Genomic DNA, 15,139 nt, shown 5'->3' with positions numbered 1-15,139 from the left:
AGACAAGCTACACCGAAAAATCCCGGACCAGCCGCCAGGCCTCATCCACCGGCAGCGGTTGTTTCATGCGCTGGGCCAGCGCCGCCATGGCCCGGCCTTCATCGCAGGCCACGACGGCGGCAACGAGACCGTCCTTGCCCAGCAGAGCGATGAACGGAGGATGCTCAGGCGTGCCCTTGAATTGCACCTCGTCCCATTCCTCGGCATGACCGAGGTAGTCGTAGCGTTTGCCGAAGTGGTACGTCCAGAAGAATGGCACATCCAGGTAGTGTTCCTCACCGCCGAGCATGTTCGTCGCGGCGATGCGTGCCTGTTGCTGGGCCAGGCGCCAATGTTCGATGCGCCGGGGTTGGCCGTTGAGGGGAAAGGTGGCGATATCGCCAACGGCCCAGACGCCATCGGCGACGCGCATGCCGTCGTCAGCGATCAATGATTGATCTTTTTCCCGTGGCAGATCGGCGAACGGCTCGGTCGCCGGGCGCACGCCGACACCGATGATGACCAGGTCCGCTGCGAAAGGCTGACCGTTATCCAGCACCACGGCTTCAACCTTTTCCGCACCTTCGATCCGCGCGGCTTCGCCCTCGCTGTGATAGACCACACCATTGGCCCGGTGTCGGGCCAGGATCGCCTTGCCGATGCTGTCGCCAAACTGCGCGGCGAACGGGACCGGGTGGCGGGCCAGGACGGTCACGCTCAGTTCACGTTTGCGCAGGGACGAGGCGACTTCCATGGCGATGAAGCTGTCGCCGATAATCACCGCTCGCTGCCCCGGCTGGGCACGGTCGAGGATTTGCCGGGTATCGGCCAAAGAGCGCAGGGTGAACACATTGGGCAAGTCGAGGCCCGGCATGTCTGGCGTCCTGGGCACTCCACCGGTGGCGATGAGCAGTGCGTCATAGTCCAGGCGTTGACCGTCGGCGAGATGAATCTGGCGCGCGCTGATGTCGAGACCGGCCACTTCGCCGTTGCGCCTTTCGATGCGTTGCCGGGTGAAGTAGGTTTCATCGCGCAAGGCCGGCGTCTTTTCCGCGGCCATGTCGCCGGCCAACACGTATTTGCTCAGTACGGTGCGGTCATAACCGGCCTCGGCTTCGCGGTCGATCATCTGGATCCGCCCACCGAAACCCTTCTCGCGCAGCGCCGCCGCGCAAGCCGTGCCGGCCGCTCCGGCGCCGACGATGACGAAGGTGCGCGGGTCATCGGCGGGAGGGATTTTTTCGGCTGGCAGTGGTTGCTCATCGACCCATACTTCATCGCCCCGCAGCTCGACATGATAACGCTGCAGGCTGTCGAGGGCCGGCGGCTCGCACAGGGCGCCGTCTTCGGCACGGAACGCGGCCTTGTGCCACGGGCAGATCAGCCTGCCGTGACATACCGCGCCCTCGGCCAGCGGCGCCCCGGCATGCGGGCATTTGCCTTGGAAGGCTCGGACCTGTCCGCCAGCCCGCAGCAGCAGGACGGGCGTTTCGTTGAGGGTCACTTCGAGGCCGCGGTCCTCTCGCACATCAGCGAGGCGGGCGACTTGATGCATGGGCATGGTCGTTCTCCGACAGGCGTTTCCCGTTCGAGTCAGGGGAGTGCAACGAGGTTCAGCATAATTGTCACTGCAACCGGGCCGGCGCTGCGGCTATAGTTCGCAGGCCGTCCATGGCCTGAATCGAATTAAGGTGCCCGGTATGACTCGATTGACCTCCCTTTCCTCCTGGCTCGCGGCCGTCACCCTCGTGCTGTGCGCGCAAGGGGTTGTCCAGGCCGAAGAGCGTTTCACCCTGAGCATTCCCGGTGTGTCGGACGACCGCCTCTTCACTGCCGCCGCCGCGAGCGACGCGAACACCTGCGGCGGCAAGAATATTTCGCCGGCGCTGAGCTGGAACGCCGGCCCGCCTGGCACCCTCAGCTATGCCATCGTCATGCTCGATCCCGATGGCCAGCGCGGGCAGGGCGTCGACCACTGGGTCCATTACGGCATCAAGGCCAGCACCCGACAGATCCCGGCGGGCGCGGGCACCAAATCCACCCTGGAAGGCATGAGCGGCATCAACAGCAAGAGCACTCACGGCTACATCGGTCCGTGCCCACCCGTTGGCGACAGCGCTCATCACTACCTGATCCAGATATTCGCCCTGGACCTGCCACCCGACGCATTGCCCGCCGGCCTCACACGCGCCCAGTTGATGGAAAAACTCAAAGGCCACGTACTGCGCAACAGCAGCGTGGTGCGCCGCTACCACCGCTGACCGGCAGCCCCAATCGTCACGTAAGTTGGCATCGAGCGCCAAAAGCGAGCACTATCGGCGCCTGTTCACTCATACCGGAGGATGGCGATGACGCAGCAAACCGACGGCATCGCCCGCCTCAAGAACTGCCCCACCAAGGGCGACGAAATACGCCGGGCCATCGCCCAGAGCCGCAAGGATTTTCTGCCTGCTGACGAGGCCGTAGACGCCGAGCCAGGCCAACCGTCGGCGCAGCCCGTGGGCAAGGGGCCCGCTGCCTGATCCGACGCCTTCTTCCAACCATTTTTCCAAACATGCCTATGACTGCCACCCATCATTTGCCAGGCGCGCGGTTCAGCCGCTCCGACTACAAGACCCTGGGCCTCGCCGCCCTCGGCGGCGCGCTGGAAATCTACGACTTCATCATTTTCGTTTTTTTCGCCCTAACCCTCAGCCAACTGTTCTTCCCGCCGGAAATGCCCGAGTGGCTGCGCCTGCTACAGAGCTTCGGGATTTTTGCGACCGGCTATCTGGCGCGTCCCCTGGGCGGGATACTCATGGCGCATTTTGCCGATCGCCTGGGCCGCAAGCGTGTCTTCAGCCTGAGCATCCTGATGATGGCGTTGCCGTGTCTGCTCATCGGTGTACTGCCGACCTATGCGCAAATCGGCTATTTCGCCCCGTTGCTGTTGTTGGCGCTGCGCATCCTGCAAGGCGCGGCGGTGGGTGGGGAGGTGCCGAGTGCCTGGGTGTTCGTGGCCGAACACGCGCCGTTGCGGCATCGCGGCTATGCCTTGGGCTTTCTCCAGGCGGGCTTGACCTTCGGCTACTTGCTCGGCGCCTTGACCGCCACGGCGCTGGCGCGGATCTTCACCCCGACCGAAATCCTCGACTACGCGTGGCGCTTGCCGTTCCTGCTGGGTGGGGTATTCGGCGTGATCGGCGTCTGGCTGCGCCGCTGGCTGAGCGAAACGCCGATCTTCATGGCCCTGCAAGCCAATCGCGAAGGCGCGACGGAGCTGCCGCTGCGCACGGTTTTGCGCGACCATCGGCATGCCTTGCTGCCCGCCGCCATTCTTACCTGCGTACTGACTTCCGCCGTGGTGGTGTTTGTGGTCATCACCCCCACAGTGATGCAGAAAAGCTTCGGCCTGACCCCCAGCCACACGTTTGCCCTGAGCAGCCTCGGCATCGTTTTCCTGAACATCGGCTGCGTCCTGGCCGGCCTCGTCGTCGACCGCATCGGCGCCTGGCGCACTGTCATGCTCTACAGCCTGCTGCTGCCCTTGGGCATCGCCGTGCTGTATGCCAGCCTGATCAGCGGGAGCGACTGGCTGGGCCTGGCCTACGCCGTGGCCGGCCTGGGTTGCGGCGTGGTCGGCGCGGTGCCTTCGGTGATGGTCAGCCTGTTCCCGCCAAAGATTCGCGTGTCCGGTATCTCCTTCACCTACAACATCGCTTATGCACTCTGGGCCAGCATGACGCCGTTGTTGTTGATTGCGCTGGTGCCGTGGAGCCCGTGGGTTTGCGTGGTGTATTGCGTGGTGATGGGCGCGGTGGGAGTAGGGGCGGCGGCTTATTTTCCGAGGCGGCACGCAAAGATCCTGCGGCCCTCTCTGGCCTGTGAGTCTTGATCCTGCGCCGCGTAAAAGGAAAAACCGCTTGAGAATCCCACCGTCGTCCTTAAAATGGCGCCACCATTTTGGCATCATTTCTTTCAGGGACGAATCTCATGCGCGTTTTTGCCACCTTCCTCGCCATCTTGCTTATGGCGGGCTGCGCGTCCAAGCCGGACTACTACATTTCTCCTGCGCCGGTGACGATTCCCCAAACCGCCACATACTGGATCGACACGTTCAACGTAGAGGTCGCCGGCAAGAACGAACGTTTCCTGCCCGACGAAAAAGTCCGTGACAAGCTGCACACCGACCTGATCGTGCGCCTGCTCGACGGCAATCGCTACGCCTCCAGCAAGGAAAGCGCTGACTACCTGCTGGATATCAACGCCGTCTACGCCCGCCGTATCCAGGACACCCAAGGTGGTTTGATGAGCAGTATCGTTGCCGACGGTACGTACCTTGCCAGTGTCGATTTCAGCTACCAGGTCCAGGTGAAGAAGGCCGGCGCCGAGGTGCTGCATTTCGCCCAGGCTCGCGAGGGGCTGATGCCGGCCGGCGCAATCGGGCAATTTCACGCCATGAAAGGCATCGCTGGAGCCCTCACGAAACGGGGCAATTCCGATGTCGAGGAGTACTACACCAGCCAGTTGAGTCGTTTCATCGCCGATGACCTGCGGGCCATTCCGTCTCGCTGATGCTATTTGCCGCCGCTGAGAGGACCAGGGCATAAAAAATTTTCTGGTCGTTAACCCGAACCACTGATCTCTTGCGTCTGACCTTGTGAACGGATCATCCACTCACGAGGTTCAGCCCATGTCCCGTCCGCTTTCGTATATGCGTCCTGCCACCCAGGGCTTTGCCGTCACGCTGCTGGTGGCGTTGGCCGGTTGTGGGTTGTCTTCGTCCCGTGAGGCTGCCAAGCCGGCCGAACCGGTGGCGGCGGCGCCCATTGTCGCGCCGCTAGGAGAGATCGCCTACGTGCGCCAGCCTATGGCCAAGCGCATGGCGGCGCCGGCATCAATGCCTGCGCCGATGGGCGATGTAGTCTCCAATGATTACCGCAGCGAGCCGCGCGAACAGTACGAGAAGCTGCCGGAAAATCCTGTCCACAGCGTCGCCGAGACACCGGTCTCGACCTTCAGCGTGGATGTCGATACCGGTAGCTATGCCAACGTGCGACGTTTCCTCAACCAGGGCAGCCTGCCGCCTGAGGGCGCTGTGCGGTTGGAGGAAATGGTCAACTACTTTCCTTACCACTACGCGTTGCCCACCGACGGTTCGCCCTTTGGCGTGACCACCGAAATCGCGCCATCGCCCTGGAACCCTCACACCCGGTTGTTGCGTGTCGGGATCAAGGCCAGCGACCGCGCCGTCTCAGACCTGGCCCCGGCCAACCTGGTGTTTCTGGTGGATGTGTCCGGCTCGATGAACCGTCGCGAAGGCCTGCCGCTGGTCAAGAGTACGCTGAAATTGCTGGTGGACCAATTGCGCGATCAGGACCGGGTGTCCCTGGTGGTCTATGCCGGTGAGTCGCGGGTGGTGCTCAAGCCCACCTCGGGTAGCGACAAGGTGAAGATCCGCAACGCCATCGATCAACTGAACGCCGGTGGATCGACCGCCGGTGCCTCGGGCATCGAACTGGCCTATCAGATGGCTCGGGAGAGCTTTATCGACAAAGGCATCAACCGCATCCTGCTGGCCACCGATGGTGACTTCAACGTCGGCATCAGTGATTTCGACAGCCTCAAGCAGATGGCCGTGGATCAGCGCAAAAGCGGCGTCTCCCTGACCACACTGGGCTTCGGTGTGGATAACTACAACGAACACCTGATGGAGCAACTGGCTGACGCCGGTGACGGTAACTACGCGTACATCGACAACCTGCTCGAAGCGCGCAAGGTCCTGGTGGACCAGCTCAGCTCCACCCTGGCGGTGGTAGCGCGAGACGTGAAGTTGCAGGTGGAGTTCAACCCCGCCCAGGTCAGCGAATATCGACTGCTGGGTTATGAGAACCGCGCGTTGAAGCGTGAGGATTTCAGCAACGACAAGGTCGACGCAGGCGAGATCGGCGCTGGGCATACCGTGACCGCGCTGTATGAAATTGTCCCGAAAGGAGAGCAGGGCTGGTTGGAGCCGCTGCGTTATGGCAGCGCACCCAAGGCGGACGGCAAGTCAGGCGAACTGGCGATGTTGCGCGTACGCTACAAGCTGGCGGAAGGCGGTAGCAGCCGGTTGATCGAACATCCCATTGCCGTTTCACCGCGCAATGACAAAACCAGCGACGACCTGCGCTTCTCCGCCGCCGTGGCAGCCTTCGCCCAACAGCTCAAGGGCGATGGACGCTACACTGGGCAGATGACCTTGAAGGATACCGCGCAGTTGGCGCGCTCGGCGCGCGGTGACGATCCGTTCGGGCTGCGTGCCGAGTTCGTGCAACTGGTGGAGCTGGCCCAGAGCCTCGAACCTGCGGCCAGACGCTGATCCTGACGACAACGAGGATCAAAAAATGTGGGAGCGAGCTTGCTCGCGATGGCGTCGGTTCAGTTGCATTTATATTGGCTGACACACCGCTATCGCGAGCAAGCTCGCTCCCACGGGGTCTGCCAGGGCTGTGTTGCAATGATCGCCTAAGGAGTTCGACACGGACATGCCCGCTGCGCTTGATTCTCCCAGCGACGAATCGCTGCTGGCCCGCTATCGCGAAGGCGACGGGGCTTGTTTCGAAGCCCTGTACGTCCGCCATCGGCAAGGGCTTTATCGTTTTCTCGTGTCCTTGAGCAACAAGGCCGAACTGGCCGAGGAAATTTTCCAGGACACCTGGCTCAGCCTGATTCGCAGCACCACCCAGCCACAAGGCCGGGCGAGTTTTCGTACATGGTTGTTCCAGATTGCCCGTAACCGCTTGATCGACCACTGGCGCAAGCACGGCGTCCACAACCCGCTGCACGACAGTTACGACGAGCAGATTCATGTCCAGCCCGACGACACCGGCAACCCTGAGCAACAGTTGCGCCTGAGTCGCGACCAGGCTCGTCTGGACGCCGCGTTGCAGGCCTTGCCCGAGGATCAGCGGGAAGTGTTCCTGCTGCGCCTGCACGGTGATCTCGAACTGCCACAGATCGCTGCCCTGACCGGCGTTCCGCTGGAAACGGTCAAGAGCCGCTTGCGTTACGCCCAACAGAAGCTGCATCGCCTGTTGGCCGAGGAGGTACCCGCATGATCGACCCCAAACAGACGCCGGATTCCATCGACGAAACGCTGGTCGAACATTTCCGCCAACACGCCAGCGGCGAGCCGCCGGCCTCCATGGACGCGTTCATCCTGGCCACCGCGCGCCGTGAAGCCCCGACGCCGACGCCGGCACCGAGCCCGTGGCAGCGCTGGCTGCAGGCTTGTCAGCGACCCCGGTGGCAAATGGCGTTCGCCACGGTTGCCGGTGTGGCGCTGATGATCGGCCTGGTGCTGCGTACGCCGACCGAGGAGCAACTGGCTTCACCCGCCTCGATGGAGTTTTCCACTGATCGGCAACGGCCCCCGGTTGCCGCTGCCCCACCGCCAGCCATGCCCGCCCCCGCACCGATCACTCGCATGGCGCCCCAGGGCGAACTGGCCCGAGCCCCGGCCAGCCCGATGCAGGCGTTGGCGGATAAGCCCGCAGCGAAAATGAGCAAATCCGCGCCCGCCGCAATGCCAACACTGGAGCAGGAGCTGCTGGAAGTGCTGCGATTGCGCGAGGCGGGTGACAGCAAGGCGGCTGATGAGAAGCTGCTGGCGTTGCACAAGCGCTTTCCCAAGGAAGACTTGCCGGCGCGGTTGGAAATATTGCGTAAGCGATGACCGAGCACCCGTGGCGAGGGAGCTTGCTCCCGCTGGGCTGCGCAGCAGCCCCAAAACTACCCAGTTCAGAATCGGGTAAGGACAGCGCCACAAAAAAAGCCCCAATCCGTGAGGACTGGGGCTTTTGATTTTTCATGTCTGGTGCACCAGGCGGGATTCGAACCCACGACCCCTGCCTTCGGAGGGCAGTACTCTATCCAGCTGAGCTACTGGTGCAACGCGGGCGCCATGATACTCATAAGCATGGCGGGCGTCCATGCTGCTGATTTGCCGTTTGTTTTCGCCTCGCTCGGCGGCTGTTGGCTACGCTGATCAGAAAAAACAGGCAAATGCAGCTTTTTCGTTCTTTTTTTCGAACAGCCTATTGTCCTCCAACCCCATCGGCCCTAGGATTCGTTTGAGATTTCAAACGCTCTTGTCTGGGTGCTGAACCGCACGTCTGTGCTTATGTGCGTTATTTCTGTGCTTCAGCCCGGTGGATGATTTCCCTGACGGCAGCCCATGAGGCGCCTTTCTACAACTCTAATTCGCTCCGCGTGCGCGCGGTGCTGTTAAGGAAAGCCGACATGCAGCTTAAAGACACCCAGTTGTTCCGCCAGCAAGCCTTTATCGATGGCGCTTGGGTCGATGCGGACAATGGTCAGACGATCAAGGTCACCAACCCGGCGACGGGCGAAGTATTGGGCACAGTGCCGAAGATGGGCGCTGCCGAAACCCGTCGCGCGATCGAAGCCGCCGACAAGGCGCTGCCGGCCTGGCGTGCGTTGACCGCCAAGGAACGCGCCAACAAGCTGCGTCGCTGGTATGAATTGCTGATCGAAAACCAGGACGACCTTGGTCGCCTGATGACCCTGGAGCAGGGCAAGCCGCTGGCCGAAGCCAAGGGCGAGATCGTCTATGCCGCCTCCTTTATCGAATGGTTCGCCGAAGAAGCCAAGCGCATCTACGGTGATGTGATTCCCGGACACCAGCCGGACAAGCGCCTGATCGTGATCAAGCAGCCGATTGGCGTGACCGCCGCCATCACGCCGTGGAACTTCCCGGCCGCGATGATCACCCGCAAGGCCGGCCCGGCCCTGGCCGCCGGTTGCACCATGGTCATCAAGCCGGCTTCGCAGACGCCGTTCTCGGCCCTGGCCCTGGTAGAGCTGGCGCACCGTGCCGGCATCCCGCAAGGCGTGTTGAGCGTAGTCACCGGCAGTGCCGGCGACATCGGGGGCGAGCTGACCAGCAACCCGATCGTGCGCAAGCTGTCCTTCACCGGTTCGACCGAGATCGGTCGCCAGTTGATGGCCGAATGCGCCAAGGACATCAAGAAGGTTTCCCTGGAACTGGGCGGCAACGCGCCCTTCATCGTGTTCGACGACGCGGACCTGGATAAGGCCGTCGAAGGCGCGATCATTTCCAAATACCGCAACAACGGCCAGACCTGCGTCTGCGCCAACCGCCTGTACGTCCAGGATTCGGTATACGACGCCTTCGCCGAGAAACTCAAGGCAGCGGTGGCCAAGCTCAAGATCGGCAACGGTCTGGAAGACGGTATCACTACCGGTCCGTTGATCGACGAAAAAGCGGTTGCCAAGGTACAGGAACATATCGCCGATGCGGTCAGCAAAGGCGCGACCGTGCTGTCGGGCGGCAAGCCGATGGAAGGCAATTTCTTCGAGCCGACCATCCTGACCAACGTGCCGAAGAATGCCGCCGTGGCGAAGGAAGAAACCTTCGGCCCATTGGCGCCGCTGTTCCGCTTCAAAGACGAAGCCGAAGTGATCGCGATGTCCAACGACACCGAGTTCGGCCTGGCTTCGTACTTTTATGCCCGCGACCTGGGCCGTGTGTTCCGTGTGGCCGAAGCCCTGGAATACGGCATGGTCGGCGTCAACACCGGTTTGATCTCCAACGAAGTCGCGCCGTTCGGCGGCATCAAGGCTTCGGGCCTGGGCCGTGAGGGCTCCAAGTACGGCATCGAGGACTACCTGGAAATCAAATACCTCTGCCTGGGTATCTGATCTGCTACAAGCGCAAAGGGCACGAGAGCGCTGTCCCTTTGCGCGTTTCACCCCGTTCTGTTTCTTGTGGCCGGAACGCTGCGGCAGTCGATCATCGCATGCTGTCGCAGTTGCCTCCCCGCCATGTATTCCTTGAGCCACGCCGACCGATGAGCGGCGAATGAGGACATTTTTAATGAGCAAGACCAACGCAGACCTGATGGCCCGCCGTACCGCCGCTGTTCCCCGCGGTGTCGGCCAGATTCACCCGATCTTTGCCGAATCGGCGAAGAACGCCACGGTTACCGACGTTGAGGGCCGTGAATTCATCGACTTCGCCGGTGGTATCGCCGTACTGAACACCGGCCACGTGCACCCGAAGATCATCGCCGCCGTCACCGAACAGCTGAACAAGCTGACCCACACTTGCTTCCAGGTCCTGGCCTACGAGCCGTACGTGGAGCTGTGCGAAAAAATCAACGCCAAGGTCCCGGGTGATTTCGCCAAGAAAACCCTGCTGGTGACCACCGGTTCCGAAGCGGTGGAAAACGCCGTGAAGATCGCCCGCGCCGCCACCGGCCGTGCCGGTGTGATCGCCTTCACCGGCGCTTACCACGGTCGTACCATGATGACCCTGGGCCTGACCGGTAAGGTCGTGCCTTACTCGGCCGGCATGGGCCTGATGCCTGGCGGCATTTTCCGCGCGCTGTACCCGAACGAGCTGCATGGCGTGAGCGTCGACGACTCCATCGCCAGCATCGAACGCATCTTCAAGAACGACGCCGAGCCACGCGACATCGCCGCCATCATCATCGAGCCGGTCCAGGGCGAGGGTGGCTTCTATGTGGCGCCGAAAGCCTTCATGCAGCGCCTGCGCGCTTTGTGCGACCAGCACGGCATCCTGCTGATTGCCGACGAAGTGCAGACCGGCGCCGGTCGTACCGGTACGTTCTTCGCCATGGAGCAGATGGGCGTCGCTGCCGACCTGACCACCTTTGCCAAATCCATTGCTGGCGGTTTCCCGCTGGCCGGTGTGTGCGGCAAGGCCGAATACATGGACGCGATCGCGCCGGGCGGCCTCGGCGGCACCTATGCCGGCAGCCCGATTGCCTGCGCCGCTGCGCTGGCGGTGATGGACGTGTTCGAAGAAGAACACCTGCTGGATCGCTGCAAGGCCGTGGGCGAGCGCCTGGTGACTGGCCTCAAGGCTATCCAGAAGAAGTACCCGGTCATCGGTGAAGTCCGTGCCCTGGGCGCCATGATCGCCGTGGAGTTGTTCGAAGATGGCGACACCCACAAGCCGAACGCTGCCGCCGTTGCGCAAGTGGTGGCCAAGGCGCGCGACAAGGGCTTGATCCTGCTGTCCTGCGGCACCTATGGCAACGTCCTGCGCGTGCTGGTGCCGCTGACTTCGCCGGACGAGCAACTGGACAAAGGCCTGGCAATCATCGAAGAGTGTTTCTCCGAGCTTTGATATTTACGAGCTCTGATCCTTACGAGCTCTGAGCTTTGTGCTGATCCACAAAAAACCCGCTTCGGCGGGTTTTTTCATATTCGGCTACAGATCCACGGTGGTTTCGACCTGTCTGGAATGGCCGTTATTGTCTAAGGTGCATGTATTGCAAGGGAGCGATGCGGCATGACTGCTGTGGATTTACCCGCTGTACCGCGTGTGTTGATCGCCGAGGCCGATCCGGCGTCCAGGGAGCTGCTTGAACAAGTGCTGTCCGGAGTGCGTTGCGATGCGCGGATAGACACTTGTGGCGAGGGACGGCAGGCCTTGGAGCTCCTGGCGCATAGTTCTTACGACCTGGTGATCGCCGATTGGGAACTGCCGGGTGTCGATGGCCTGAGCATCTTGCGCAGCTTGCGCCAACACCATCGCACGCCCGTGTTGCCGTTCATCCTGGTGAGCCGGCGCAACGACAGCGCCAGCGTGCGCGAGGTCTTGCCCCTGGCGCCGACGGCCTATCTGACCAAGCCCTTGAACCGGGAAAACCTGACCCAGCGTCTGCAAGGGTTACTTCTCCATAGCGAGGACACATCCAACGCCGCGCCAATTCCAGGACCGGGCCTTACATTGGCAACGTTCCTGGAGCGTCGACGAGACATGGCCGAAGGCGCGCCGTTGATGACCGATGTGCAGGTCGCGATCAAACGCAGCCTCAATCCTGGTGGACTGGATCTGAAACTGCTGGAAGAAGAGCTCCGTACTGACCCGCAGATCACCGCCGTGCTGATTGCCGCGGCCAACAGCGCCGCGCAACATCAGGGCGGCGGTCCGGTGCAGACCGTGGCCCAGGCGCTGCATCAGCTAGGCACCGGGCAAAGCATGAACCTGATCCTGGGCTTGACCCTCAAGCGCTGTGCCCGGTTGAACGTGCCTTGGCTGGCGGACTATGCCGAACGTTATTGGGAGTTGTCGCTGCACACCGCCGAGTACGCTCGGACGATGGCGCGCATGCTTGATCTGGAACAGGAGCGCTGTTATTGCGCCGGCCTGTTGCATCGCTTGGGCGACCTGGCACTGCTGCGCTGCATGGAAGAGTGGAAGCAGGCCGGCGGCGAGTTGGACGAGCCGGAGGAAATCGGCGATTCGCTCGAACAGTTCGGCGCCGGTTTTGGCTCGGCGCTGCGTACACGCTGGCGCTTGCCGCTGGAGCTGCGCGAATTGATCGCGGCGGTCTACGGTCTCGGTGGCGGGGTTTATTCCCGCGAGGCGCTGGTGATGAACATGGCGGCGCAGATGGCGCATTTACCCGCGCACGAAGGGCTTGAAGAACTGGCCCGGGGACGCACGGCGCGCTTGCTGAAGATCGGGCTGCCAGAGTTGATGCGGTTGCGCCGCCAGTAAATTCACCACTGATCACAGTTGATTGAGGGTGAGACACTCAAGCCGCGATGATGCGGTTCTTGCCCTGGCGCTTGGCCTCGTACATCGCCGCGTCAGCACGGGCGAACAGGTTGTCGAGGGTCTGGTCTTCGGGGCTGATCCCGGTCAGGCCCTGGCTGACGGTGATGCCGAAGTTATGCTCCCCGCAGCGAAACGCCAGGCGCTGGATTTCCCGCTGCAAGCGCTCGGCGACCTGCAATGCCATGTCCGGGGCACAGCCGGGGAAAACAGCGGCAAACTCTTCACCACCAATCCGACCGAAGAGGTCACCGCGCCTGAGCACGCTCCGCCCGCTCTCGGCGATCTTTTGCAATACCGTATCGCCTTCCTGGTGGCCGTAAGTGTCGTTGATCAGTTTGAAGTCATCGATGTCCAGCAACAGGAATGCCATCGGCGTGCCTTGCAGCCTTGCCTGCTCGAACTCCCGATGGGCGCACTCGAAGAAATGACGGCGGTTGCTGCTCTGGGTGAGCACGTCGGTGGTCGCCAGTCGCTGCAGTTCGCTTTCGAGCAGCTTCTTTTCGGTGATGTCTTCGGCGATGCCGACCACAATCACCGGTTGGCCCGGATCGGCCTGACGGTTGATGAAGCATTTGTCGCTGAGCCAGCGGATCTGGCCGTCGGCGGCGATGATGCGGTATTCGCGATCTTCCACGGCGCCTTTGACCAACACTTCGGCGAGGCTGCGCTCGGCGTAATCCAGATCGTCCGGGTAGATTGCGTCACGCCATTCGTTGTAGTCAGCCAGCACGAGGCCGGCCGGGCGGCCGAAAATCCGCTCGTAGGCGGGGCTGACATACAGCACTTGCCGGGTTTCCCAATTGAATGCCCAGAGCACCGCGTTGACGCTGACCAGCAACGAACTGAACAACTGCTCCCGCTCGCTCAGACGCGCCACTTCCCCCTGGGCGTGCATCAGCGCCATGAGTGTCTGGGCCGCTTCTGGCCAATGTGGCTGGGATGAATCCTGTAGGTTCTTGTCGACCATCGGCACAAATCTCAAGGAACGTGCATTGCTATGGATTTGCACGCGCTCACTCCAAAGCCCGCCAGGATGGCGAAGTGCTCTTGAGATAGGGGATTGTGGGCGAAGTTCCTTTTCAGGCGACGAAGGGCGGGAGCTTTCGTTCGAACATGTGGGATGAACTTGTGGCGAGGGAGCTTGCTCCCGCTCGGCTGCGAAGCAGCCGTGAGCCGGCGGGAGCGGTGGGCCTGATGGTCCGGTTTCGGCGGGTTCTGGGGCCGCTTTGCGGCCCAGCGGGAGCAAGCTCCCTCGCCACAAGGGGGGTCAGGCGGTGGCGGGCCGCAGCGAGTAGGTTTTGAGCTGGTCGGCAAAATCGCGCAGTGACTGGATGCCGCTGGCCTCGGCTTCGTGGACCCATTCCTTGATGGCCGCGAGCATGTCGTGGCCGTTGCTGCTGGTCTTGACCCAGATCTGCTGCAAGGCCAGGCGTTTTTCGTAGATCACCTTCAGCGCCTGGCTGTGCTCCAGCATGTTCTGGATGCGCACATGATGGCGCTCGTCCAGCAGGCTTGTTTCACGCGACAACAAGCGTTTGGCCCGATGAAACTGGTGGCGGACCGAGTGATCGACTTTTTCCAGCTCCTGCTTGACCAGGGGCGCGATGACCAGCCTGCGATACTGGGCCATGATCTGGAAACGGTTGTTGAGGATCGCCATGGCGGTGTCCATGTCCAGGTGGCCCTTGCCTTCGACCCGGTGGGCGATCGGCGCGACCCGCTGGACCTTGGCCAGGCGCAGGAAACTGAAGACCTTGATCCAGGCCCAGCCCAGGTCGAATTCCCATTTTCGCACCGACAGCTTGGCCGAATTGGGATAGGTGTGGTGGTTGTTGTGCAGTTCTTCGCCACCAATGAGGATGCCCCAAGGCACCAGGTTGGTGGCCGCGTCACGGCATTCGAAATTGCGGTAGCCCACGGCGTGCCCCAGGCCATTGACCACGCCAGCGGCCCAGACCGGGATCCACATCATCTGGATGGCCCAGATAGTGATGCCGATGGTGCCGAACAGCAGCAGGTCGATGACGCCCATGATCGCCACGCCCAGTAGGGGGAAGCGGCTGTACAGGTTGCGTTCGATCCAGTCCTCGGGGCAGTTCTTGCCATAGATGCGCAAGGTGTCCGGATTTTCCGCTTCGGCGCGGTACAGCTCGGCGCCCTTGCGCAACACCGTAGACAGGCCTTTGATCACCGGGCTGTGGGGATCGTCCTCGGTTTCGCATTTGGCGTGGTGCTTGCGGTGGATGGCGGTCCACTCGCGGGTATTCTGCGCCGTGGTCAGCCACAGCCAGAAGCGGAAGAAATGTTTGAGACCGGCGTTGAGCTCCAGGGAACGGTGAGCCGAATACCGGTGCAGGTAGACCGTGACGCTGATGATCGTCACGTGAGTCATCAGCAGGGTGACTGCCACCAGCGACCAGGCCGACAAGCCAAGAAAACCTTCGTACCACATAGGCTGTAGGGCCCTCGATAAAGATGAAAACTGCCGTTGCATTATCCCTGGCCCCGGCGATAAAACCAGTCGGCCTTTCAGATAAGAGTGGCAGAATGTTTCTTCCTCTA

Annotated in this window: 13 protein-coding genes and 1 tRNA gene; 10 read left to right on the top strand and 4 right to left on the bottom strand. The window is 62.1% G+C overall.

Annotated features, from left to right (window positions below; genetic code table 11):
• Nucleotides 1-7: 7 nt before the first annotated feature.
• The gene (locus J3P96_RS27085) at nt 8-1,540 is read right to left on the bottom strand and encodes an FAD-dependent oxidoreductase (RefSeq protein WP_434654304.1); all 1,533 of its coding nucleotides are present in this window, start codon (nt 1,538-1,540) and stop codon (nt 8-10) included.
• 139 nt (nt 1,541-1,679) lie between these two features.
• Here J3P96_RS27085 and J3P96_RS27080 point away from each other — a divergent pair, with 139 nt between their 5' ends.
• The 7 genes from J3P96_RS27080 to J3P96_RS27050 all read left to right on the top strand — a co-directional run bounded on the left by J3P96_RS27080 (nt 1,680) and on the right by J3P96_RS27050 (nt 7,675).
• Entirely contained in the window at nt 1,680-2,240 is a 561-nt protein-coding gene (locus J3P96_RS27080) for a YbhB/YbcL family Raf kinase inhibitor-like protein (protein ID WP_434654302.1), read from the top strand.
• 87 nt (nt 2,241-2,327) lie between these two features.
• Nucleotides 2,328-2,501, top strand: a complete 174-nt coding sequence (locus J3P96_RS27075) for a hypothetical protein (protein WP_434654299.1) — start codon at nt 2,328-2,330, stop codon at nt 2,499-2,501.
• Nucleotides 2,502-2,539: 38 nt separating this feature from the next.
• Complete coding sequence (locus J3P96_RS27070; protein ID WP_434654296.1) at nt 2,540-3,853, top strand: MFS transporter; 1,314 nt, start codon at nt 2,540-2,542, stop codon at nt 3,851-3,853.
• Nucleotides 3,854-3,951: 98 nt separating this feature from the next.
• Nucleotides 3,952-4,533: a hypothetical protein gene (locus J3P96_RS27065; protein WP_434654294.1), complete on the top strand. Its 582-nt coding sequence runs from the start codon at nt 3,952-3,954 to the stop codon at nt 4,531-4,533.
• Nucleotides 4,534-4,651: 118 nt separating this feature from the next.
• Nucleotides 4,652-6,319, top strand: coding sequence for a vWA domain-containing protein (locus J3P96_RS27060; RefSeq protein ID WP_434654292.1), 1,668 nt, complete (start codon nt 4,652-4,654; stop codon nt 6,317-6,319).
• A 166-nt stretch (nt 6,320-6,485) separates the two neighbouring features.
• Nucleotides 6,486-7,058, top strand: a complete 573-nt coding sequence (locus J3P96_RS27055) for an RNA polymerase sigma factor (protein ID WP_434654289.1) — start codon at nt 6,486-6,488, stop codon at nt 7,056-7,058.
• Nucleotides 7,055-7,675 carry a hypothetical protein gene (locus J3P96_RS27050; RefSeq protein WP_434654286.1) on the top strand — a complete coding sequence of 207 codons (621 nt, stop codon included), beginning with the start codon at nt 7,055-7,057 and terminating at the stop codon, nt 7,673-7,675. The genes J3P96_RS27055 and J3P96_RS27050 overlap by 4 nt, the downstream gene beginning before the upstream one ends.
• 139 nt (nt 7,676-7,814) lie before the next feature.
• Here J3P96_RS27050 and J3P96_RS27045 read toward each other — a convergent pair.
• Nucleotides 7,815-7,891, bottom strand: a tRNA-Arg gene (locus J3P96_RS27045).
• Nucleotides 7,892-8,241: 350 nt separating this feature from the next.
• Between J3P96_RS27045 and gabD the strand changes: the two genes are divergently transcribed.
• The 3 genes from gabD (at nt 8,242) to J3P96_RS27030 (ending at nt 12,517) form a co-directional block, all read left to right on the top strand.
• A complete protein-coding gene (gabD, locus tag J3P96_RS27040) occupies nt 8,242-9,684 on the top strand; it encodes an NADP-dependent succinate-semialdehyde dehydrogenase (protein ID WP_434570497.1) in 1,443 nt (480 codons plus the stop codon).
• Nucleotides 9,685-9,859: 175 nt separating this feature from the next.
• Nucleotides 9,860-11,137, top strand: coding sequence for a 4-aminobutyrate--2-oxoglutarate transaminase (gene gabT / locus J3P96_RS27035; RefSeq protein ID WP_434570495.1), 1,278 nt, complete (start codon nt 9,860-9,862; stop codon nt 11,135-11,137).
• A gap of 165 nt (nt 11,138-11,302) precedes the next feature.
• On the top strand, nt 11,303-12,517 hold the full coding sequence (locus J3P96_RS27030; protein ID WP_434654283.1) for an HDOD domain-containing protein: 1,215 nt from the start codon (nt 11,303-11,305) through the stop codon (nt 12,515-12,517).
• Nucleotides 12,518-12,554: 37 nt separating this feature from the next.
• Here J3P96_RS27030 and J3P96_RS27025 read toward each other — a convergent pair whose 3' ends face one another.
• The gene (locus J3P96_RS27025) at nt 12,555-13,544 is read right to left on the bottom strand and encodes a GGDEF domain-containing protein (protein WP_434658346.1); all 990 of its coding nucleotides are present in this window, start codon (nt 13,542-13,544) and stop codon (nt 12,555-12,557) included.
• Nucleotides 13,545-13,844: 300 nt separating this feature from the next.
• The gene (desA, locus tag J3P96_RS27020; protein ID WP_434654281.1) at nt 13,845-15,029 is read right to left on the bottom strand and encodes a delta-9 fatty acid desaturase DesA; all 1,185 of its coding nucleotides are present in this window, start codon (nt 15,027-15,029) and stop codon (nt 13,845-13,847) included.
• Nucleotides 15,030-15,139 lie beyond the last annotated feature (110 nt).

Source organism: Pseudomonas sp. R3-56 (genome assembly GCF_051132075.1).
GTDB lineage: Bacteria > Pseudomonadota > Gammaproteobacteria > Pseudomonadales > Pseudomonadaceae > Aquipseudomonas.
The sequence above is the reverse complement of the archived record's forward strand: the minus strand, read 5'-3'. Positions and strand labels throughout refer to the sequence as shown.

Coding starts and splice junctions, on each gene's coding strand:
- J3P96_RS27085 (WP_434654304.1), bottom strand. CDS start 1,540: ATGCCCATGCATCAAGTCGCCCGCCTCGCTGATGTGCGAGAGGACCGC.
- J3P96_RS27080 (WP_434654302.1), top strand. CDS start 1,680: ATGACTCGATTGACCTCCCTTTCCTCCTGGCTCGCGGCCGTCACCCTC.
- J3P96_RS27075 (WP_434654299.1), top strand. CDS start 2,328: ATGACGCAGCAAACCGACGGCATCGCCCGCCTCAAGAACTGCCCCACC.
- J3P96_RS27070 (WP_434654296.1), top strand. CDS start 2,540: ATGACTGCCACCCATCATTTGCCAGGCGCGCGGTTCAGCCGCTCCGAC.
- J3P96_RS27065 (WP_434654294.1), top strand. CDS start 3,952: ATGCGCGTTTTTGCCACCTTCCTCGCCATCTTGCTTATGGCGGGCTGC.
- J3P96_RS27060 (WP_434654292.1), top strand. CDS start 4,652: ATGTCCCGTCCGCTTTCGTATATGCGTCCTGCCACCCAGGGCTTTGCC.
- J3P96_RS27055 (WP_434654289.1), top strand. CDS start 6,486: ATGCCCGCTGCGCTTGATTCTCCCAGCGACGAATCGCTGCTGGCCCGC.
- J3P96_RS27050 (WP_434654286.1), top strand. CDS start 7,055: ATGATCGACCCCAAACAGACGCCGGATTCCATCGACGAAACGCTGGTC.
- gabD (WP_434570497.1), top strand. CDS start 8,242: ATGCAGCTTAAAGACACCCAGTTGTTCCGCCAGCAAGCCTTTATCGAT.
- gabT (WP_434570495.1), top strand. CDS start 9,860: ATGAGCAAGACCAACGCAGACCTGATGGCCCGCCGTACCGCCGCTGTT.
- J3P96_RS27030 (WP_434654283.1), top strand. CDS start 11,303: ATGACTGCTGTGGATTTACCCGCTGTACCGCGTGTGTTGATCGCCGAG.
- J3P96_RS27025 (WP_434658346.1), bottom strand. CDS start 13,544: ATGGTCGACAAGAACCTACAGGATTCATCCCAGCCACATTGGCCAGAA.
- desA (WP_434654281.1), bottom strand. CDS start 15,029: ATGTGGTACGAAGGTTTTCTTGGCTTGTCGGCCTGGTCGCTGGTGGCA.